General features: G+C 71.7%; 18 protein-coding genes. 14 read left to right on the top strand and 4 right to left on the bottom strand.

From position 1 onward, the window contains the following. Positions 1 to 291: 291 nt before the first annotated feature. Entirely contained in the window at positions 292 to 723 is a 432-nt protein-coding gene (locus RPQ07_RS31815) for an ATP-binding protein (RefSeq protein ID WP_313947667.1), read from the bottom strand. Between the two features lie 306 nt (positions 724 to 1,029). Beyond that, positions 1,030 to 2,175, bottom strand: coding sequence for an 8-amino-7-oxononanoate synthase (locus RPQ07_RS31810; protein WP_313947666.1), 1,146 nt, complete (start codon positions 2,173 to 2,175; stop codon positions 1,030 to 1,032). Positions 2,176 to 2,321: 146 nt separating this feature from the next. Between RPQ07_RS31810 and bioB the strand changes: the two genes are divergently transcribed. From bioB to RPQ07_RS31755, 11 genes are all read left to right on the top strand, one after another. Continuing rightward, a complete protein-coding gene (bioB, locus tag RPQ07_RS31805) occupies positions 2,322 to 3,479 on the top strand; it encodes a biotin synthase BioB (protein WP_313947665.1) in 1,158 nt (385 codons plus the stop codon). Between the two features lie 8 nt (positions 3,480 to 3,487). Then, entirely contained in the window at positions 3,488 to 4,780 is a 1,293-nt protein-coding gene (locus tag RPQ07_RS31800; RefSeq protein ID WP_313947664.1) for an adenosylmethionine--8-amino-7-oxononanoate transaminase, read from the top strand. Positions 4,781 to 4,942: 162 nt separating this feature from the next. Further along, positions 4,943 to 5,656: a dethiobiotin synthase gene (gene bioD, locus RPQ07_RS31795; protein WP_313947663.1), complete on the top strand. Its 714-nt coding sequence runs from the start codon at positions 4,943 to 4,945 to the stop codon at positions 5,654 to 5,656. A gap of 4 nt (positions 5,657 to 5,660) precedes the next feature. Next, complete coding sequence (locus RPQ07_RS31790; RefSeq protein WP_313947662.1) at positions 5,661 to 6,014, top strand: VOC family protein; 354 nt, start codon at positions 5,661 to 5,663, stop codon at positions 6,012 to 6,014. Between the two features lie 49 nt (positions 6,015 to 6,063). After that, on the top strand, positions 6,064 to 6,735 hold the full coding sequence (locus RPQ07_RS31785) for a class I SAM-dependent methyltransferase (RefSeq protein ID WP_313947661.1): 672 nt from the start codon (positions 6,064 to 6,066) through the stop codon (positions 6,733 to 6,735). 283 nt (positions 6,736 to 7,018) lie between these two features. Beyond that, complete coding sequence (locus RPQ07_RS31780; protein WP_313947660.1) at positions 7,019 to 7,837, top strand: ABC transporter ATP-binding protein; 819 nt, start codon at positions 7,019 to 7,021, stop codon at positions 7,835 to 7,837. A 9-nt stretch (positions 7,838 to 7,846) separates the two neighbouring features. Next, on the top strand, positions 7,847 to 10,411 hold the full coding sequence (locus RPQ07_RS31775) for an ABC transporter permease (protein ID WP_313947659.1): 2,565 nt from the start codon (positions 7,847 to 7,849) through the stop codon (positions 10,409 to 10,411). A 151-nt stretch (positions 10,412 to 10,562) separates the two neighbouring features. Then, complete coding sequence (locus RPQ07_RS31770; protein WP_313947658.1) at positions 10,563 to 11,441, top strand: LLM class F420-dependent oxidoreductase; 879 nt, start codon at positions 10,563 to 10,565, stop codon at positions 11,439 to 11,441. An 84-nt stretch (positions 11,442 to 11,525) separates the two neighbouring features. Then, a complete protein-coding gene (locus tag RPQ07_RS31765; protein ID WP_313947657.1) occupies positions 11,526 to 11,966 on the top strand; it encodes a GNAT family N-acetyltransferase in 441 nt (146 codons plus the stop codon). Positions 11,967 to 12,104: 138 nt separating this feature from the next. Beyond that, on the top strand, positions 12,105 to 13,442 hold the full coding sequence (locus tag RPQ07_RS31760) for a hemolysin family protein (RefSeq protein ID WP_313947656.1): 1,338 nt from the start codon (positions 12,105 to 12,107) through the stop codon (positions 13,440 to 13,442). Next, positions 13,439 to 14,449 carry a hemolysin family protein gene (locus RPQ07_RS31755; protein WP_313947655.1) on the top strand — a complete coding sequence of 337 codons (1,011 nt, stop codon included), beginning with the start codon at positions 13,439 to 13,441 and terminating at the stop codon, positions 14,447 to 14,449. Before RPQ07_RS31760 ends, RPQ07_RS31755 begins: the two co-directional genes overlap by 4 nt. Positions 14,450 to 14,554: 105 nt before the next feature. Here the strand turns inward: RPQ07_RS31755 and RPQ07_RS31750 are convergent, their stop codons facing one another. Together RPQ07_RS31750 and RPQ07_RS31745 are read right to left on the bottom strand one after the other, a co-directional pair. Continuing rightward, positions 14,555 to 15,103 (bottom strand): hypothetical protein, encoded by a 549-nt coding sequence (locus RPQ07_RS31750; RefSeq protein ID WP_313947654.1) that lies wholly within the window; start codon positions 15,101 to 15,103, stop codon positions 14,555 to 14,557. A gap of 11 nt (positions 15,104 to 15,114) precedes the next feature. Beyond that, entirely contained in the window at positions 15,115 to 16,131 is a 1,017-nt protein-coding gene (locus RPQ07_RS31745; RefSeq protein WP_313947653.1) for a maleylpyruvate isomerase family mycothiol-dependent enzyme, read from the bottom strand. 58 nt (positions 16,132 to 16,189) lie between these two features. Between RPQ07_RS31745 and RPQ07_RS31740 the strand changes: the two genes are divergently transcribed. From RPQ07_RS31740 to mug, 3 genes are read left to right on the top strand one after another with little or no spacing between them, the layout of a single operon-like run. After that, on the top strand, positions 16,190 to 16,981 hold the full coding sequence (locus RPQ07_RS31740; protein ID WP_313947652.1) for an SGNH/GDSL hydrolase family protein: 792 nt from the start codon (positions 16,190 to 16,192) through the stop codon (positions 16,979 to 16,981). Positions 16,982 to 17,040: 59 nt separating this feature from the next. Continuing rightward, entirely contained in the window at positions 17,041 to 18,474 is a 1,434-nt protein-coding gene (purB, locus tag RPQ07_RS31735; protein WP_313947651.1) for an adenylosuccinate lyase, read from the top strand. Next, complete coding sequence (gene mug / locus RPQ07_RS31730; protein ID WP_313949100.1) at positions 18,471 to 19,010, top strand: G/U mismatch-specific DNA glycosylase; 540 nt, start codon at positions 18,471 to 18,473, stop codon at positions 19,008 to 19,010. The genes purB and mug overlap by 4 nt, the downstream gene beginning before the upstream one ends. Positions 19,011 to 19,018 lie beyond the last annotated feature (8 nt).

Genomic DNA, 19,018 nt, shown 5'->3' with positions numbered 1-19,018 from the left:
CTGCGCAGGGCGTCGGCAGTTGGAGCCGGCGGCGATCCGGCGGACCGTCTCGGTGGCCCATCGCAGGGACGAACGAGTCCGACAGCTGCTTCCCTGCGGCCCCGCTGCCCGGGGCGTACGGCAGTTGGAGCCGGCGGCGATCCGGCGGACCATCTCGGTGGCGCACCGCGGGAACGAACGAGTCCGGCGGCTGCTTCCCTACGGGCCCCGCTGCGCAGGGCGTTCGGCCGCGCGACAGGATGAGGCGGCTCCAGCGCCACGTCACCGGAGACCCACCGGCCGGGTCGTCGTTCAGCCGGGGACCGGCGCCGTCCACGGGAGAGCGATCCAGACCGTCTTGCCGCCCTCCGCCGTCGGGGTCACCGAGAGCCGGCCACCGCACTCCGCCGTGAGACTGCGGATGATGATCATGCCTCTGCCGTTGTCCTGCCGTACGGCGGCGGGCAGCCGCTGCGGCCAGCGCGGGTGGCTGTCCGTGACCCCGATGACCAGTTCCTCGTCCCGCTCCAGCCGCAGATCGACCGTGAAGGTCGGTGACTGGCCGAAGGTGTGCTGGATGGCGTTCGTGGTCAGTTCGGAGACGATCAGCCGGACCGTGTCGCCTGCCTCGTCGTCCACCGGGAGACCCCACTCGGAGAGGATGTCCGTAACGAATTTCCGGGCCGCGGAAACCGAGGCGGGATCGCTCGGCAGAGTGACGGAGGCTTCCTGAAGGTCGGCCATGGCGACGCTGTCCCTTTCCCACCGCGGCCGGGCTCCAACTCGTGGCGGATGATGCGCGGGCGGCCGCGGATTGCGCTTCGCGCCAGAGTGCCACTCATCACCGTGCCAGAGGTGGCGATCCACCAAGATATGTAGATATCTGTCGCTCGAAGCGGTGAACTCTGCTACGCGGGACCGGAGGGGCGCCGCGCCCTCCCGTCCCTGGTCACCGGCGCGGCGGGGCCGTCGAACGTGTCCGCGGGCTACGACGGGGGCGAACGGGAGTACCCCGGCCGCGGCGGGCCGGGACGGCGGCGTTCGGTGGTGTCAGCCGACCGGAGCCGTCTCCACGATGGTGGCGACAGCCCACGCGATCTGCTCGTCCGTGAGATCCGCACGGGCCGTCAGCCGCAGCCGCGAGATGCCGTCCGGGACCGACGGCGGGCGGAAGCAGCCGACGCCCAGACCTGCCGCCCGGCAGTCCGCGGCCCACTGCAGCGCCGCCTCCGGGGAGGGCGCCCGCACGGACACCACGGCCGCGTCCGGGCGTACGGCGCTCAGTCCCAGGGCCGTCAGCCGCCCGTGCAAAGTCCCCGCGACCGCGCGGGCCCGCCCGGCGAGCTCCGGCTCGCGGCCCAGCAGCCGCAGGGCGGCCAGGGCGGCGCCGGCGGCGGCCGGTGCGAGTCCGGTGTCGAAGATGAACGTCCGGGCGGTGTTGACCAGGTGGTCGATGACCCGCGCGGGGCCGAGGACCGCGCCGCCCTGGCTGCCGAGCGACTTGGAGAGGGTCAGCATCGCGACCACCCCCTCGTCGCCCGCGAGGCCGGTGGCCGCCGCGGCTCCCCGGCCGCCCTCCCCGAGGACGCCCAGGCCGTGGGCGTCGTCCACGAGCAGCGCGGCGCCGTGCTCCCGGCACGCCTGCGCCAGAGCGGGCAGCGGTGCGGCGTCGCCGTCGACGGAGAAGACGGAGTCGGTGACGACGAGGGCACGCCGGCCGGGGTGCGCGTCGAGCGTCTTGCGGACGGCCTCGGCATCGGCGTGCGGGGAGATCGCGGTCTCCGCGCGGGAGAGCCGGCAGCCGTCGACGATCGAGGCGTGGTTGCCGGCGTCCGAGACGATCAGCGACCCGCGATCGCTGAGCGCGGTGACCGCGGCGAGATTGGCCGCATAGCCGGAGGACAGGACGAGGGCGGCCTCGAATCCGCAGAACGCGGCCAGTTCCCGTTCGAGTTCGGCGTGCAGCGCGGTGCTGCCGGTGACGAGCCGGGAGCCGGTGGCGCCGGCGCCCCAGCGCTGCGCCGCCTCGGCGGCCGCGGCCGTGATCTCCGGCCGGCGGGTCAGACCCAGGTAGTCGTTGCCCGCAAGATCCAGCAGCTCGGAGTCGGCGTCGCGGGGCCGGAGCGTCCGGACGAGACCCGCGCTCGCACGGCGGCGCGACTCGTCGTCGATCCAGTCGAAAGGATCCTGGGTCATGGTGGTCCGGTCCTTTTTGTAGGCAGCGCACAGACCCTAACCGGGCCGGCTCGCGGAACCGATGTGGCCATACACACACCTCATTCGGGCTCTGTTGTCGGGTTCCGCCTTGGCCGGGACGTGTGCCGTACGTCAGGATCTGGCGCATGGACCTGCTGAACACGCTGGTGGAGAAGGGGCTGCGGCGCGAGCTGCCGACCCGTGAAGAGGCGCTCGCCGTACTGGCGACCTCAGACGACGACCTGCTCGAAGTGGTGGCCGCGGCCGGCAAGGTACGCCGTCAGTGGTTCGGGCGCCGGGTGAAGCTCAACTATCTGGTGAACCTCAAATCGGGGCTGTGTCCCGAGGACTGCTCCTACTGCTCCCAGCGGCTGGGGTCCAAGGCCGAGATTCTCAAGTACACCTGGCTGAAGCCCGACGAGGCGTCCGAGGCGGCGGCCGCGGGTGTCGCGGGCGGCGCGAAGCGCGTCTGCCTGGTCGCGAGCGGCCGCGGCCCGACGGACCGGGACGTGGACCGTGTCTCGAAGACCATCGAGGCCATCAAGGAGCAGAACGAGGACGTCGAGGTCTGCGCGTGCCTCGGGCTGCTCTCCCAGGGACAGGCCGAGCGGCTGCGGGACGCCGGCGCCGACGCGTACAACCACAACCTCAACACGTCCGAGGGGACGTACGGGGACATCACGACCACCCACACCTACGCGGACCGCGTGGACACCGTGCACCAGGCGCAGGCCGCGGGCCTGTCGGCCTGCTCCGGTCTGATCGCGGGCATGGGCGAGAGCGATACCGATCTCGTCGACGTGGTCTTCTCGCTGCGTGAGCTCGACCCGGACTCCGTGCCGGTGAACTTCCTGATCCCCTTCGAGGGCACGCCGCTGGCCAAGGAGTGGAACCTCACCCCGCAGCGCTGTCTGCGGATTCTCGCCATGGTGCGGTTCGTCTGCCCGGACGTCGAGGTGCGCCTCGCGGGCGGCCGTGAGGTCCATCTGCGGTCGATGCAGCCGCTCGCCCTGAACCTGGTGAACTCGATCTTCCTCGGTGACTATCTGACCAGTGAGGGCCAGGCGGGCAAGGCGGACCTCGACATGATCGCGGACGCCGGGTTCGAGGTGGAGGGCGCGGAGACGACGACCCTGCCGAAGCACCGGCAGGGCGGCGGCTGCGGTTCCGTGTGCGGCGGCGAGTCGTCCGACGCTCCGGCCGAAGCACCGGCCGAGGCCCGCGCGGAGGCCAACGCCGCCCGCACGGATCTGGTCTCCGTGCGCCGCCGCGGCGCCGGCACCGACCTCGCTCCCAATGCCTGAGGCGCCTCATGCCTGAACGAGTGCCCCACGACGAGCTGGTCGCCCTGGACCGGGCCCATGTCTGGCATCCGTACGGTCCGATGCCGGGCCGCAGCGACCCGCTGGTCGTGGACTCCGCGTCCGGGGTACGGCTGAGGCTCGCCGAACCCGCCCACGGGCAGCGCGAGTTGATCGACGGGATGTCGTCGTGGTGGTCGGCCATCCATGGGTACAACCACCCCGTCCTCAACGACGCGGCACGCGATCAGCTGGACCGCATGAGCCATGTGATGTTCGGCGGGCTCACCCACGAGCCCGCCGTCCGGCTCGCGACGCGGCTCGTCGAGATCACTCCCGAGCCGCTGCGGCACGTGTTCCTGTGCGACTCCGGGTCGGTGTCGGTCGAGGTCGCCGTCAAGATGTGCCTCCAGTACTGGCGTTCCACGGGCCGCCCGGAGAAGCGCCGGCTGCTCACCTGGCGCGGCGGGTACCACGGCGACACCTGGCAGCCCATGGCGGTGTGCGATCCCGATGGCGGGATGCACGAGTTGTGGTCGGGGGTGCTGCCGCGGCAGGTCTTCGCGGACGCGCCGCCGGCGGAGTTCGACGAGGTGTACGCGGACCATCTCCGGGAGGCGGTCGAGCGGCACGCCGACGAGCTCGCGGCCGTGATCGTGGAGCCCGTGGTGCAGGGCGCGGGCGGCATGCGGTTCCACTCGCCCGCATATCTGCGGGTGCTGAGAGAAGCGTGCGACGCCCACGGTGTGCTGCTGATCTTCGACGAGATCGCCACGGGCTTCGGGCGCACCGGCACCCTGTTCGCCGCGGAGCAGGGCGGGGTGTCGCCGGATGTGATGTGTCTGGGCAAGGCGCTGACCGGCGGCTATCTGACGATGGCTGCGACGCTGTGCACCTCACGGGTGGCGGACGGGATCTCGCGCGGCGAGGTGCCGGTGCTGGCCCACGGCCCGACGTTCATGGCCAACCCGCTGGCCGCGTCGGTGGCGAACGCCTCCATCGATCTGCTGCTGGCGCAGGACTGGCCCCAGGAGATCAAGCGCCTGGAGACGGGCCTGCGGGACGGCCTGGCGGAGGCGCGGAACCTGCCCGGGGTGAAGGACGTCCGGGTGCGGGGAGCGATCGGCGTCGTCCAGCTGGATCACGACGTGGACATGGCCGCGGCGACTCAGGCCGCGGTGCGCGCCGGGGTGTGGCTCCGGCCGTTCCGGGACCTGATCTACACGATGCCGCCGTACGTGACCGGGGACGAGGATCTGTCCCGGGTGTGCGAGGCGGTGTGCGCGGCCGCGGCCGCGGGGTGACGAGTCCGGGGCCCGGACCGGCAGGGCCGGGGCAGCGGACTCATGCGTACCGGGCACGCGCACTGACGCACCGTCCGGGACGCGGGCACGAGGCGCGGCGACATCGCGCAAGGGAACGAGGGGCGCTTCGGCGCCGGTGAACAGATGGGCGGTAGGGGCACCATGGCAGTCGTCGTCGTCTCGGGAACCGGGACGGAGATCGGGAAGACCGTCGTCACCGGCGCCGTCGCCGCGCTCGCGCTCGCGCAGGGGCGGACGGTGGCCGTGGTCAAGCCCGCGCAGACCGGCGTCGGGCGCGACGAGCCCGGCGACCTCGCCGAAGTCGCGCGGCTCGCCGGCGACGTGTTCGGGGTGGAACTGGCCCGGTACCCCGAACCGCTCGCCCCCGCCACCGCCGCCCGGCGGGCCGGGGCCGCGCCGGTCCGGCCGCAGGAGGTGGCCGACGCCGTGGAGAAGCTGGCCGCCGAGTACGACCTCGTCCTCGTCGAGGGCGCGGGCGGGCTGCTCGTCCGGTTCGACGACGACGGCGGGACACTGGCCGACGCCGCCCGGCTGCTGTCGGCTCCGGTCCTGGTCGTCACCACGGCGGGACTGGGCACGCTCAACGCCACCACGCTGACCGGCGAGGCTCTGCGCGCGCGGGGGCTCGCGCAACTCGGCGTGGTCGTCGGCAGTTGGCCCGCGGATCCGGGGCTGGCCGAGCGGTGCAATCTGACGGACCTCCCCGAGGCCGCCGGAGCTCCGCTGCTCGGAGCCGTACCGGAGGGGTCCGGAGCCCTCGCGCCCGCGGATTTCCGGGCCCGCGCCGGGGGTTGGCTCGCTCCGGTGCTCGGCGGGTCGTGGGACGCGGCGGCGTTCGGCCCGGTCGTACGCTGACCGGATGCGCGCGCGTATCGACGAGATCGTCTTCGACTGCCACGATCCGGCCCGGCTGGTCCGCTTCTGGGCCGCGCTCCTCGGCGGGGAGCCGGTGGACCGCAGTGCCGACTGGTCGTCCATCGATCCGCCCGGGTCCGCGCGGATCGCGTTCCAGCGTGTGCCCGAGGGCAAGGTCGCGAAGAACCGGATCCATCTGGATCTCGACGCCGGCGATGTGGACGAGGCGGCGGAACGGGCGGTGGCGCTCGGTGCCGTACGGCTGGGCCCGGTCACGACAGACGACCACGGCCGGTTCCAGGTGCTGACCGATCCGGAGGGCAACGAGTTCTGCTTCGTCGCCCCGGGGGGAGAATGACGGTGAACGTCCGCCGTCCCGGACACACCGACCCCCCGAGGAGACCGTCATGCCCTTGCGGAGCAGCGCAGTGCCCCGGGACGCCGTCCACCATCCTCTGTTCGCCCGTTTCTACGCCCGCTTCAGTGTGGCCGCGGACAAGAGCATCGCGCAGCACCGCAGGGAGCTGCTGGCCGGACTCTCCGGCCGGGTGATCGAGGTCGGCGCGGGCAACGGTCTGAACTTCCCGCACTATCCCTCCGCCGTCTCGGAGGTCGTCGCTCTGGAGCCCGAGCGCAGCCTGCGCGCGCTCGCGGTCGAGGCCGCGCGTCGCGCCGACGTCCCGGTCGATGTGGTCCCGGGTGCGGCCGAGGCGCTGCCGGTGAAGAGCGAGGCGTTCGACGCGGCCGTCGTGTCGCTGGTGCTGTGCTCCGTACGGGACCTGCCGCGGGCGCTGGCGGAGATCCGGCGGGTGCTGCGGCCGGGGGGTGAGCTGCGCTTCTTCGAGCACGGCCGCGCCGGGACCCCGGGAATGGCGCGGGCCCAGCGGCTCGTGGACCGTACGGTGTGGCCGCTGCTGTTCGGCGGCTGTCACACCTCGCGGGACACCCTCGCGGCCATCGAGGCGGCCGGGTTCGAGCTGGGTGAGCACCGGCGGCTGCGGGTGCCGGAGCAGGGAATGCAGGTGCCGAGTTCTCCGTGTGTCCTCGGCAGGGCGTACCGTCCGGTCGCCGAGAGCTGATCGGGGACAGCGGCTCACCTCTGCGTCACCAACTGCCGTGCCCGTGACGGCGTATGACGGCTCGATTCGGCTGACGGGGTGCGACGCGTACGTCCGCCCCGCGGGCTCCCCCGGCGAACACCGCCTCGAACACCACTCGGTTGCCCCTTACATCAACCCCGAGAACCGGGCCCTGCGACGGATACCGGGCACCACTGGCCGTTCTCTAGTCTCAGGAAGCCTGAGTCTCAGCACGTTGTAGGGCACCGGAGCGAGTCGGAGCGGCACGACCCAGGAGGCGGCCATGTCCACACCTGCCACTGCACCCACCCACGGCCGGGCCGCGGGTGTTCCGCTCGCCGCGCGGGCCCGGGCGCTGACCAAGGCGTACGGGAGCGGGGAGACGAGCGTCCGCGCACTGGACGCCGTCGACGTCGACATCGCCCGCGGACGGTTCACGGCGGTGATGGGCCCGTCCGGTTCGGGCAAGTCCACGCTGATGCACTGCCTCGCGGGACTCGACACCGTCTCGGCGGGCCAGGTGTGGCTCGGGGACACGGAGATCACGGGGCTCAACGACCGCGAGCTGACCAGGCTTCGACGGGACCGGATCGGTTTCATGTTCCAGGCGTTCAATCTGCTGCCAACCCTCACCGCCGCCGAGAACATCACCCTCCCCATGGACATCGCCGGGCGCAAGCCCGACCAGGAGTGGGTGGAGCGGGTCATCGACACCCTGGGGCTGCGCGACCGCCTTCGGCACCGGCCCGCGCAGCTGTCCGGCGGACAGCAGCAGCGGGTGGCCTGTGCGCGTGCCCTGGCGTCCCGCCCGGAGCTGATCTTCGCCGACGAACCGACCGGCAATCTCGACTCCCGCGCCGGCGCCGAGGTCCTCGGATTCCTCCGCGAAGCGGTGGACCACCTCGACCAGACGGTCGTGATGGTCACGCACGACCCGGGCGCCGCGGGCCACTCCGATCTGGTGCTCTACCTCGCGGACGGGCAGATCGTGGACACGATGCCGGAGCCGACGGCCGAGGCCGTGCTCGAGCGGATGCGCCTGTTCTCCGGCGGCCGGACGCAACCACCGGCCGCGGGGGCCGACCCCCTGGCCAAGGACTGAGGCCGCGCCGTGCTCAGAGCGACACTGCGGAGTTTCTTCGCGCACAAGGGCCGGCTGCTGCTGTCGATGCTCGCGATCGTGCTGTCCGTCGCCTTCGTCAGCGGATCACTGATCTTCTCGGACACCGTCTCCCGCACCTTCGACCGCCTGTTCGCCTCCACGTCCGCGGATGTCACGATCGCGCCGAAGGAAGGTGTGGGCGAGAGTCTGCCGACCGGGGTCGTACGGACCGTGCCGGCCTCGCTCGCGGACCGGGTGGGCGCCATCGACGGGGTCGCCGGCACCCACGTCGACGCGGCCGTCGAGAACATCACGGTGGTCGACGACCGCAACGAGCCCGTCGGGCCCACCAGCGGCGCGCCCACCATCGCCACCAACTGGTACGTCACCGACCGCAGCCCCGTGAAGCTCACCAGCGGCCGCGCGCCGCGCGGCGGCGGCGAGGCGCTGCTGGACCGGAACACCGCCGACAAGGCGAAGGTGGGCATCGGTGACACCCTCACGCTCCTCGCCCAGCCCGGTTCCTTCCGGGTCGAGATCGTCGGCATCGCGACGTTCCGGACCACCAACCCCGGTGCGGCGCTGGTCTTCCTGGACACGCCGACCGCCCAGGCCAAGGTGCTGGGCAGGCCCGGCGAAGCCACCTCGATCTCGGTCGACGCCGCCGAGGGTGTCAGCGACGACACGCTCAAACAGCGGGTCGCCGCCGAACTCGGTGACGCCTACGACCTCAAGACCGCCGACGAACAAGCGGAGTCCGACGCGGCGCAGCTCGGCGGATTCCTCGACGTGATCAAGTGGGTGATGCTGGGCTTCGCGGGCATCGCCGTCCTCGTGGGCATCTTCCTCATCGTCAACACCTTCTCGATGCTCATCGCCCAGCGCACCCGCGAACTGGGGCTGCTCCGCGCACTCGGGGCCGACCGCCGCCAGGTCCGCCGTTCGGTGCTGACCGAGGCGGTGCTCCTGGGACTGGTCGGCTCGACGCTCGGCCTCGCCGCAGGCGTCGGACTGGCGGCCGGGCTCATCGCGCTGATGAGCGCGTTCGGCATGAATCTGAGCGCGGCCGAGATGGTCGTGGGGCCGGCGACTCCCGTGTCGGCGTACGCCGTGGGCCTGGGTGTCACCTTCCTGGCCGCGTATCTGCCCGCCCGCCGGGCCGCCCGGGTCTCCCCGATGGCGGCGCTCGTCGACGCCGAAGTCCAGGGTGTGGGCCGGCCGTTGAGGGTCCGTGCCGTGGCCGGGTCCCTCATGGCCGCGGCGGGTGCGGCCGCGCTCGCCGGCTGCGCGGTGAGCGACCGGACGGCGAGTGCCTCCTTGCTGCTCGGACTCGGCGTGGTGCTCACGCTGATCGCCACGATCGTCGCGGGCCCGCTCCTCGTACGCCCGGTGATCCGAGTACTGGGCGGGGCGTTCCCCAAGGTCTTCGGCTCGGTGGGCAGGATGAGCCAGCGCAACGCCCTGCGCAATCCACGGCGTACGGGCGCGACGGCCGCCGCGCTGATGGTGGGGCTGGCCCTGGTCGGAGGACTGTCGATCGCGAGCGCCTCGATGACCGAGTCGTTCGACAACCAGATCGACAAGACGCTCGGCGCCGACTTCGTCGTCCAGAACAGCAACTTCATGCCCTTCCCGCAGGAGATCACCGAGAAGGTGAAGGCCGTCGAGGGCGCCGGAACGGTCGTGCGTCAGCGCTTCGCGCCTCTCGCGCTGACCCTGCCGGACGGCAAGCGGGTGGAGTCGACGGCCTCCGGGTACGACCCGAAGCTGGACGAGGCCGCCAACATCACCTACGCGAGCGGAACCACCGCGACCGCGCTGGCCGCCGACAGCATCGCCATGGACCTCGCGTACGCCACCGAACACCGGGTGCGCATCGGGTCGGTGCTGCCGGCCGAGTTCCCGGGCGGGCGGCAGGCCCGGCTGACCGTCGGGGCGCTCACCGACATGGACCAGACGGGCGGGCCGGGCATGGAGGGCGCTCTGTTCATGGGTCTGGCGACCGTCGAGAAGTGTCTGCCGGGCGGCCAGGACGCCGCGGTCTTCGTCAACGCGGCCGACAGCAGCGCCACGGACGAGCTGCGGACCGGTCTCGAAGCCGCGCTCGACCCGTATCCCCAGGTGCAGGTGCGCGACCAGGCCGACTACAAGGAACTGATCCGCCAGCAGATCGCCGTGATGCTCTACCTCGTCTACGCGCTGCTGGGGCTGGCGATCGTCATCGCGGTGCTCGGGGTCGTCAACACCCTCGCCCTGTCGGTGGTGGAACGGACGCGCGAGATCGGACTGCTGCGCGCGATCGGCCTCTCCCGGGTGCAGCTGCGGCGCATGATCCGGCTGGAGTCCGTGGTGATCGCGGTCTTCGGGGCACTGCTGGGGCTGGCGCTGGGCATGGTGTGGGGAGTGGCCGTCCAGCAGGTGCTGGCGCTGGAGGGCCTGACCGCGTTCGCCGTGCCGTGGGGCACGGTGATCGCGGTGGTGGTGGGCTCGGTGGTCGTCGGCCTCGCGGCGGCGGTACTGCCGGCGCTCCGCGCGTCGCGGATGAACGTGCTGGCAGCGATCGCCCACGAGTAGGAGAAGCGCGGGCCGGGACGGCCGGACGACCCGGCCACCGGGCAGCGGCGGGTCCCGGCGGCGACCGCCGGGACGGACGGGCCGGCAACGCCTCACCGGACCGCGGACCGCCGACCGCGCCTCACCGGACCGCCGTTGTGAAGGAGAGTCGATGCCCAGGCCGTTCCGCTTCGCGGTGAACATGCTGACACCCACCGACGGCCCGGAGTGGCGCCGGAAGTGCCGGCGGGCCGAGGAGCTCGGCTACGACGTGATCCAGGTACCGGACCACCTCGGCATGATGGCGCCGTTTCCCGCGCTGATGGCCGCCGCCGAGGTGACCGAGCGTCCTCGGCTCGGCACCTTCGTGCTCAACGCCGCGTTCTGGAACCCCGCGCTGCTCGCCCGCGAGATCGCCACGACCGACGCCCTCACCGGCGGCCGGCTGGAGATCGGCATCGGCGCGGGCTATGTGGAGGAGGAACACGACCGCGCCGGGCTGGAGTTCCGCACACCCGGTGGCCGGGTTGCGCATCTGCGGTACACGGTCGAGGAGTTGGAGCGGCTGCTCCACGACGACGGACACCTGCCGATGACAGCCCAACGACCCCGTCCTCCGCTGCTGATCGGCGGCAACGGGGACAAGGTCCTGCAACTCGCCGCGGAGCACGCCGACATCGTCGCGTTCACCGGCGCCCGGGCCACCGAGGACGGGCTCCAGGTGCTCACCGCCGAGGAGGTCGACGGACGGATCGCGGCCTACCGCAGGATGGCGGGCGGACGGTCCGAGGAGCAGGAGCTCAATCTGCTGCTCCAGCACGTAGCCGTCACCGACGACCACGAAGCCGCGGTCAAGGAGCTGCTGCCCCGGGTCCCGCATCTGAGTGTCGAGCAGGTGCTGGACGTGCCCCTGCTGGCCGTCGGGACGGTAGAGGCGATCGCCGGCCGGCTGCGCGAGCAACGTGAGCGCTACGGCTTCAGCTACCTCAGCGTCCTCGACCCGTACCTGGAGACGTTCGCCCCGGTGATGGACGAACTGCGCAACGGCTGAACGGCGCGGAAGCCGAGACGACGCGGTGTCTCGAACCCTGAAAGCCGGTGGCAGGCCCGCTCCCCCGCGTGCTTGGCTCGGCCCGTGATCGATCTGCGCATACGGACAGCCCGGCCGGACGAGGCGACGAGAGTTCTGGTCTTCTGGAAGGAGGCGGCCGAGGGGACGAGCGTCACGGACGACGTGGACGGCGTCACCCGGCTGATCTCCCGCGACCCCGAGGCACTGATCCTCGCCGAGTCCGACGGTTTGCTCGTCGGTTCCGTGATCGCGGGGTACGACGGATGGCGGTGTTCCCTCTACCGGCTCGCCGTCCTCCCCTCCCACCGCAGACGCGGTGTGTCGCGAGCTCTGCTGGAGGCGGCCGAGCGCCGGTTCGCCGCCGTCGGCGGACGCCGTGGCGATGCCATGGTTTTGGAAGCCAACGAACAGGCACACGGAGCATGGGCGGCCGCCGGGTACCGGAGGGAGGACCACTGGCGACGCTGGGTGAAACCGTTCGTGGGCCCCTCCCGTCCCGAATGACTTTGCCGGTCCTTTACCATGGGTGAACCATCACTCTCCGTATGAAAGGTGTGAGCGTCCGTCCATGGGCGAGCCTCCCAGTAGCAGACATCGCGCATTCCTCCTCCCCCTGTCCGATCATGGGACGGAGGTGACCCGATGACGGAAGTGCTCCTGCTCCTCGTGGCCGTGCTGCTCTCACTGGCCTGCGGCGCCTTCGTCGCGGCGGAGTTCTCGCTCACCACGGTCGAGCGCGCCGACCTGGAGAAGGCCGTCGAGCGGGGTGAGCGAGGCGCGGCGAGCGCCCTCAAGGCCGTACGCAGCCTCACCTTCCAGCTCTCGGGCGCCCAGCTCGGCATCACCGTCACCAACCTGATCGTCGGCATGCTGGCCGAGCCCTCGGTCGCCAAGCTGATCCGCGGTCCGGTCGAAGCGGCCGGACTCTCGCCCTCCATGGCCTCCTCGGTGGCTCTCGTCCTCGGTACCGCGCTGTCCACCGTCGTGCTGATGGTCGTCGGCGAACTGGTCCCGAAGAACTGGGCCATCTCCTCCCCGCTGGCCGTGGCCAAGGTGGTCGCCCCCGCACAGCGGGTCTTCACCGCCGCCTTCAAGCCGCTGATCAGCCATCTCAACAACACGGCCAACCGCATCCTGCGCCGGCTCGGCATGGAGCCGACCGAGGAGCTCGCCTCGGCCCGCAGCCCGCAGGAACTGGTCGCCCTGGCCCGTCACTCCGCGAAGGCCGGCGCGCTGGAGGCGGACACGGCCGAGCTGTTCGTCCGGACCCTGAAGCTCGCCGAGCTCACCGCGGAGAACGTGATGACCCCGCGCGTGCAGGTCACCGCGCTGGAGGTGCAGGCCACGGCCGAGGACGTCGCCAACGCGACCCGCGCCACCGGGCTCTCCCGCTTCCCCGTCTACCGCGGCAGCCTCGACACCGTCGTCGGCATCGCCCACATCAAGGACGTCCTGGCGGTACCGGCCGACGACCGGCCCCGCCGCGGCGTCACCGAGCTGCTGCGCGAGCCGCTGCTGGTGCCCGAGACCCTCACGGTCGACCGGCTCCTCGACCGGCTGGCAGGCAAGTCCACGATGGCCGTCGTCATCGACGAGTACGGCGGCACGGCCGGTGTCGTGACGATGGAGGACATCGTCGAGGAGGTCGTCGGCGAGGTGCGGGACGAACACGATCCGCACGAGACGCCGGACCTCGCACCCGCCGGCCAGGACGCCGACGGCCGCACCCTGTGGTCGGCCGACGGCGCCGCCCGCACGGACCAGCTGGAGCGCATCGGCCTGCGGGTGCCGGAAGGCCCGTACGAAACGCTCGCGGGTCTGATCGCCACCGAGCTGGGACGCATCCCCGTCGAGGGTGACCGCATCGACCTCGAAGGCTGGCGCCTCGATGTCGTGGACGCCTCCGGGCGGCGTGCCGCGAGGGTGCTGATGCACGCTCCGCTCCCCTCGGCCGACGAGCCCGTGGAGGCCGGACGATGACCGCGATCCAACTTCTCATCGGTCTGCTGACCCTGGTGGTCAACGCCTTCTTCGTCGGCGCCGAATTCGCGCTGATCTCGGTGCGCCGCAGTCAGATCGAGCCCCATGCGGAGTCCGGCGACCGGCGGGCCCGCAGCGTCATCTGGGGCCTGGAGCATGTGTCGGCACTGCTGGCGGCGGCCCAGCTCGGCATCACGCTGTGCACCCTGGTGCTCGGCATCGTCGCCGAGCCCGCGATCGCGCATCTGCTGGAGCCGGTGTTCGACGCGGTGGGCGTGCCGCACGGTGCGGTGCACCCGATCTCGTTCGTGATCGCGCTGGCCGTGGCCACGTATCTGCACATGCTCCTCGGCGAGATGGTGCCGAAGAACATCGCTCTCGCGGAGCCGACCCGCAGCGCTCTGCTCCTCGGCCCGCCGCTGGTGGCGCTCGCGCGGGCGCTGCGCCCGGTGATCTTCTCGATCAACGCCTGCGCCAACGCCCTGCTGAAGCTGCTGAGGGTCGAGGCCAAGGACGAGGTGGCCGCGACCTACTCGGACGACGAACTCGCCCGGATGGTGCGGGACGCGGGAGAGGCGGGCCTGCTGGACGACCGGTCGGCGGAACGTCTGCGCGACGCTCTGGAGCTGGGGCGCCGTCCCGTGCGGGACGTGGTGAGGCCGGTCGAGCAGGTGGTGTACGCGCAGGCGGGGACCACCCCGGAGCAGTTGGAGAGCCTGGCGGCCGAATCCGGGTACTCGCGTTTCCCGGTGGTCGACGGCCGCCGCATCCTCGGCTATCTCCATGTGAAGGACGCCCTGGACGCGGCTCCGCGCGACGAGCCCTTCCCGGTCACGGCGCTGCGGCCGATCGCCCGGGTCCGTGCGGCGACGCCGCTGGACGACGTACTGACCGCGATGCGCCGCAGCCGTACGCACCTGGCGGCGGTCCTGGACGAGGACGACTCCCCGGTGGGCCTGGTGACCATGGAGGACGTGCTGCGGGAGCTGGTGGGCCGGCGGGACTAGGGTCTGCCGCCTGACGGCGGGACCGGATCGAGCCGCTGACGGCGGCCGGTCCGGTCCTCGCACGATCAGGGGCCGGCCGCCTGCACAGGGCAGCTCGGCCGGGTCTCAGTCGATCGTGAAGCTCCAGAAGACGCCGAGTTCCTCGGCGGACACAGCGATGACGCCGCAGTCCATCACGTGCTCGGTGAAACACTCAGAGGAACCCTCGCGGCGGAACATGTCCCCGTCGGGGGTGTCACGCGCTGCCGACACGTTCGTGAAGTACAGAGCGTCCCGTCCGAACCGTTCCAGGACGCCACTCGCGTGGGAGATCAGCTCTCGCTCCCGCTCTGCGAAATCCGGAATGCCGTCCGCCTGGAACCAGTCGTCCTGGAGGGAGACCAGCAGCTGCTCGGCACCCTTCCTGGCCACGGGAAAGACGGAGTCGAATGCGGCCGGCGTGACGGCGGTGAACGGATTGTCCGGGCCGGTGCCGTAACGGCGCCCGCCGGGGGCCGTGATCAGCCTCGGCAGGCGACGGGGGTCGTCCGTCCTCAGCCGCATGACATCGATCGCGTCCGGATTCCAGTCCGCGTGCCGCCGCGCCCCCACCGCCGCGAACATGCCTTCCCCGAACAGGGCGCGAAGGGATGCGCTCCACGATGCCTCGTCCACCTGAGCCCGCCCTAGAACGCCGTCGCCCGGAGCCACGCGTCGAGTGTCGCGCGCTCGCCGGACACATCGAAGCGCGGGTCGTCGGACCGGTACCGGCCGTACAGGAGAAGCAGCAGGTCACCCGCCGGTCCCTGGACGCGGGCCGGGACCGCCGGGCCGGAACCAGTGGCCGAGCCCGTCCAGTGGTACCCGCCCCCGCCGAACGAAACGGTCCAGCCCGCCCCCGTGTCCGTGGCCACCAGCCGCACCGAGCCCTCGGGGAGTACGCCGACGGGTTCCGCGAGCCACGGGTAGCAGGGCAGGTTCTCCAAAAACTCCTCGATCCCGTCGGCCGCCGTTCCCGGGGCGATCCGCGGCTCCCGGCCCAGGGCGAGTTCGGCGTCCGCGAGGTGGACGAGGGCCTCGAAGAGCAGCCGGCGGGGGAAGAACCGCACCCGCTGGTCGGCGCCGTGCGACCACATCGGGGTCTCCGGGTCGACGCCGCGCATCGTACGGACCGAGGCCTCGGCGCTGCGGGCCAGCCACTGGGGGTACGCGCCCGGGTCGTCCGGGAGGTCCAGTGGCACGTCCTTCGACCAGACGCGTTCGGCGGCGCGGGTGCACACCAGATGTTCCATCCAGCGGTGGGTGGTCCCGTGGTGCCGTACGAGGTCGGCGAAGGTCCAGCCGGGGCAGGTCGGCACCGGCGTCTGCGGGTCCACGTCCCGTACGGTCTGCACGAAGCGCCGCCCCAGGTCCTCCACCGCGTCGCAGTAGAGCTCGTGCTGGTCATCGTCGATACCGAAGTCCTCGCAGATGCGCAGGACGTCGTCGCGCAGCTCTCCGTCGGGCCGGCGGGCGGCGGTCTGCCGGAGCAGGGCCGACAGCGCGCCGCGGTCGGCGGGCGAGAGCCGGCCCAGGAGATAGCCGGTGTTCTCCAGCCACTTCACCGCGGTGTCGGGGTCGAGCACATCGTCGTCACAGGTGGCGACCGAGGTCACCAGATCGGCCTGCGCTTCGGTCAGCGCGTTCAGCAGCGCGTCGCTCACAGGGCTCCCTCCCGGTACGGAACCGACGGACCTTACCGCGCGGTAGGATCCTTCCGCCATGGAGATGCATGCCAACTACACCAGCTTTGTCGCGCTCGGCGACTCCTTCACCGAAGGCATGTCCGACCTGATGCCCGACGGGACCTACCGGGGCTGGGCGGATCTGCTCGCCGGCCGGCTCGCCGTCCGCACCGAGGGGTTCCGCTACGCCAACCTGGCGGTCCGCGGAAAGCTCATCAAGCAGATCGTCGACGAGCAGGTCGATGTCGCCGCCGCCATGCGACCCGATCTGGTCACCCTGGTGGGCGGGCTGAACGACACCCTGCGCCCCAAGTGCGACATGGGCCACGTCCGCGGTCTCCTGGAAGAGGCCGTGGAGAAGCTGACCCCGTCCTGCGGTCAGCTGGTGCTGATGCGCAGCCCCGGCCGCAACGGGCCGGTGATGGAGCGCTTCCGCCCCCGCATGGAGGAGCTCTTCGACTTCATCGACGAGCTGGGCGCCCGGCACGGTGCTCTCGTGGTGGATCTCTACGGCTCCGGAGCGCTCGGCGACCAGCGGCTGTGGGACGTGGACCGGCTGCATCTGACGGCCGAAGGACACCGGAGGGTGGCCGAGGCCGTCTGGCAGACCCTCGGCCTCGACGCCGAGGACGACTGGCGCTCGCCGCTGCCGCCCGCCGTGCAGGCGCGGTGGACCGCCCGCCGGGTCGCCGACGTGCAGTTCGCGCGCCAGTATCTGGGCCCGTGGATCGGACGCCGGCTCACCGGCCGGTCATCGGGCGACGGTCTGCCGCCCAAGCGGCCGGAGCTGCTGCCCTACGAGTTCCCGCGCACGGACGAGCCCTCGTAGCAAGCCACAAACCGGGGCGGGACGCTGGCCTGCACAAACCGCCAGTAGAATCCGTACACGTGACTGCAAAGCCTCGTATCCCCAACGTCCTGGCCGGCCGCTACGCCTCCGCGGAGCTCGCCGTCCTGTGGTCCCCCGAGCAGAAGGTGAAGCTGGAGCGGCAGCTCTGGCTGGCCGTGCTGCGCGCGCAGAAGGACCTCGGGATCGAGGTGCCGGACAGTGCCCTCACCGACTACGAGCGGGTCGTCGACCAGGTCGACCTGGCCTCCATCGCCGAGCGCGAGAAGGTCACGCGCCACGATGTGAAGGCCCGGATCGAGGAGTTCAACGCGCTCGCCGGTCATGAGCACGTGCACAAGGGCATGACGTCCCGCGATCTGACCGAGAACGTCGAGCAGCTCCAGATCCGCCTCTCCCTGGAGCTGATGCGCGACCGTACCGTCGCGGTACTGGCCCGCCTCGGCAAGCTCTCCGCCGAGTACGCCGAGCTCGTGATGGCCGGGCGCTCGCACAATGTCGCCGCCCAGGCCACGACGCTCGGGAAGCGGTTCGCCACCGCCGCCGACGAGTTGCTGGTGGCGTACGGACGGCTGGAGGACCTGCTGGCCCGCTACCCGCTGCGCGGGATCAAGGGCCCGGTCGGCACCGCTCAGGACATGCTCGACCTGCTCGGCGGGGACGCGGCGAAGCTCGCCGACCTGGAGGGGCGCATCGCCGGGCATCTGGGCTTCGCCCACGCGTTCACCTCGGTCGGCCAGGTCTACCCCCGTTCCCTCGACTACGACGTCGTCTCCGCGCTGGTCCAGCTGGCCGCAGCGCCGTCGTCCGTCGCCAAGACGATCCGGCTGATGGCCGGGCACGAACTGGTCACCGAGGGCTTCAAGCCGGGCCAGGTCGGCTCCTCCGCGATGCCGCACAAGATGAACACCCGCTCCTGCGAGCGCGTGAACGGCCTGATGGTGATCCTGCGGGGCTACGCCTCGATGACGGGGGAGCTGGCGGGCGACCAGTGGAACGAGGGCGACGTCTCGTGCTCCGTGGTGCGCCGGGTGGCCCTGCCGGACGCGTTCTTCGCGTTCGACGGTCTGCTGGAGACGTTCCTGACGGTGCTGGACGAGTTCGGTGCCTTCCCCGCCGTCGTCGCCCGGGAGCTCGACCGCTACCTCCCCTTCCTCGCCACCACGAAGGTGCTGATGGGCGCCGTACGGGCAGGGGTCGGCCGCGAGGTGGCGCACGAGGCCATCAAGGAGAACGCCGTCGCCGCCGCGCTCGCGATGCGGGAACAGGGCGCCGAGCGCAACGAGCTGCTCGACACGCTGGCTGCCGATGAGCGCATCCCGCTGGACCGCGGGCAGCTGGACGCCCTGATGGCCGACAAGCTGTCGTTCACGGGTGCCGCCGCCGACCAGGTCGCCGCCGTGGTGGGCCGGATCGAGGCCGTCGTCAAGGAGCACCCCGCGGCAGCGGGCTACACCCCGGGGTCGATCCTCTGACACCCGACGAACTGGAGGCCGCCCGCGACCGCGTCATCGACGATGTGGTCGCGGGCGGTCTGCATGTGCTGTTCTGCGGGATCAACCCGGGCCTCATGTCTGCGGCGACGGGTCATCACTTCGCCCGCCCCGGCAACCGGTTCTGGCCCGTACTGCATCGGTCGGGCTTCACACCCCGCCAGTTGAAGCCGTCCGAGCAGCGGGAGCTGCTCACCTACGGGCTCGGCATCACGAACGTGGTGGCGCGGGCGACCGCGCGCGCCGACGAGCTGAGCGACGAGGAGTTCCGCGAGGGCGGGCGCCTGCTGACCGGCAAGGTGGAGCGGCTGCGGCCGAGGTGGCTGGCGGTGGTCGGGGTCACGGCCTACCGCACGGCCTTCGGCGACCGGAAGGCCAGGATCGGTCCGCAGGAGCGCACGATCGGCGGGACACGGATCTGGGCGCTGCCCAATCCGAGCGGACTGAACGCCCATTGGACGGCGCAGACGATGGCGGAGGAGTACGCCCGGCTCCGCGCGGCGGCGGAGTCCTCCTGAGCCGCGGC

The sequence above is a fragment of the Streptomyces sp. AM8-1-1 genome, from assembly GCF_032229325.1.
In the GTDB taxonomy this organism is placed as follows: Bacteria; Actinomycetota; Actinomycetes; order Streptomycetales; family Streptomycetaceae; genus Streptomyces; species Streptomyces achmelvichensis.
This window is presented reverse-complemented; position numbering and strand designations above follow the sequence as displayed.

What these genes read in the sequence shown, in the direction of transcription:
- RPQ07_RS31815 (WP_313947667.1), bottom strand. Translation starts at nt 723, where the DNA reads ATGGCCGACCTTCAGGAAGCCTCCGTCACTCTGCCGAGCGATCCCGCC.
- RPQ07_RS31810 (WP_313947666.1), bottom strand. Translation starts at nt 2,175, where the DNA reads ATGACCCAGGATCCTTTCGACTGGATCGACGACGAGTCGCGCCGCCGT.
- bioB (WP_313947665.1), top strand. Translation starts at nt 2,322, where the DNA reads ATGGACCTGCTGAACACGCTGGTGGAGAAGGGGCTGCGGCGCGAGCTG.
- RPQ07_RS31800 (WP_313947664.1), top strand. Translation starts at nt 3,488, where the DNA reads ATGCCTGAACGAGTGCCCCACGACGAGCTGGTCGCCCTGGACCGGGCC.
- bioD (WP_313947663.1), top strand. Translation starts at nt 4,943, where the DNA reads ATGGCAGTCGTCGTCGTCTCGGGAACCGGGACGGAGATCGGGAAGACC.
- RPQ07_RS31790 (WP_313947662.1), top strand. Translation starts at nt 5,661, where the DNA reads ATGCGCGCGCGTATCGACGAGATCGTCTTCGACTGCCACGATCCGGCC.
- RPQ07_RS31785 (WP_313947661.1), top strand. Translation starts at nt 6,064, where the DNA reads ATGCCCTTGCGGAGCAGCGCAGTGCCCCGGGACGCCGTCCACCATCCT.
- RPQ07_RS31780 (WP_313947660.1), top strand. Translation starts at nt 7,019, where the DNA reads ATGTCCACACCTGCCACTGCACCCACCCACGGCCGGGCCGCGGGTGTT.
- RPQ07_RS31770 (WP_313947658.1), top strand. Translation starts at nt 10,563, where the DNA reads ATGCCCAGGCCGTTCCGCTTCGCGGTGAACATGCTGACACCCACCGAC.
- RPQ07_RS31760 (WP_313947656.1), top strand. Translation starts at nt 12,105, where the DNA reads ATGACGGAAGTGCTCCTGCTCCTCGTGGCCGTGCTGCTCTCACTGGCC.
- RPQ07_RS31755 (WP_313947655.1), top strand. Translation starts at nt 13,439, where the DNA reads ATGACCGCGATCCAACTTCTCATCGGTCTGCTGACCCTGGTGGTCAAC.
- RPQ07_RS31740 (WP_313947652.1), top strand. Translation starts at nt 16,190, where the DNA reads ATGGAGATGCATGCCAACTACACCAGCTTTGTCGCGCTCGGCGACTCC.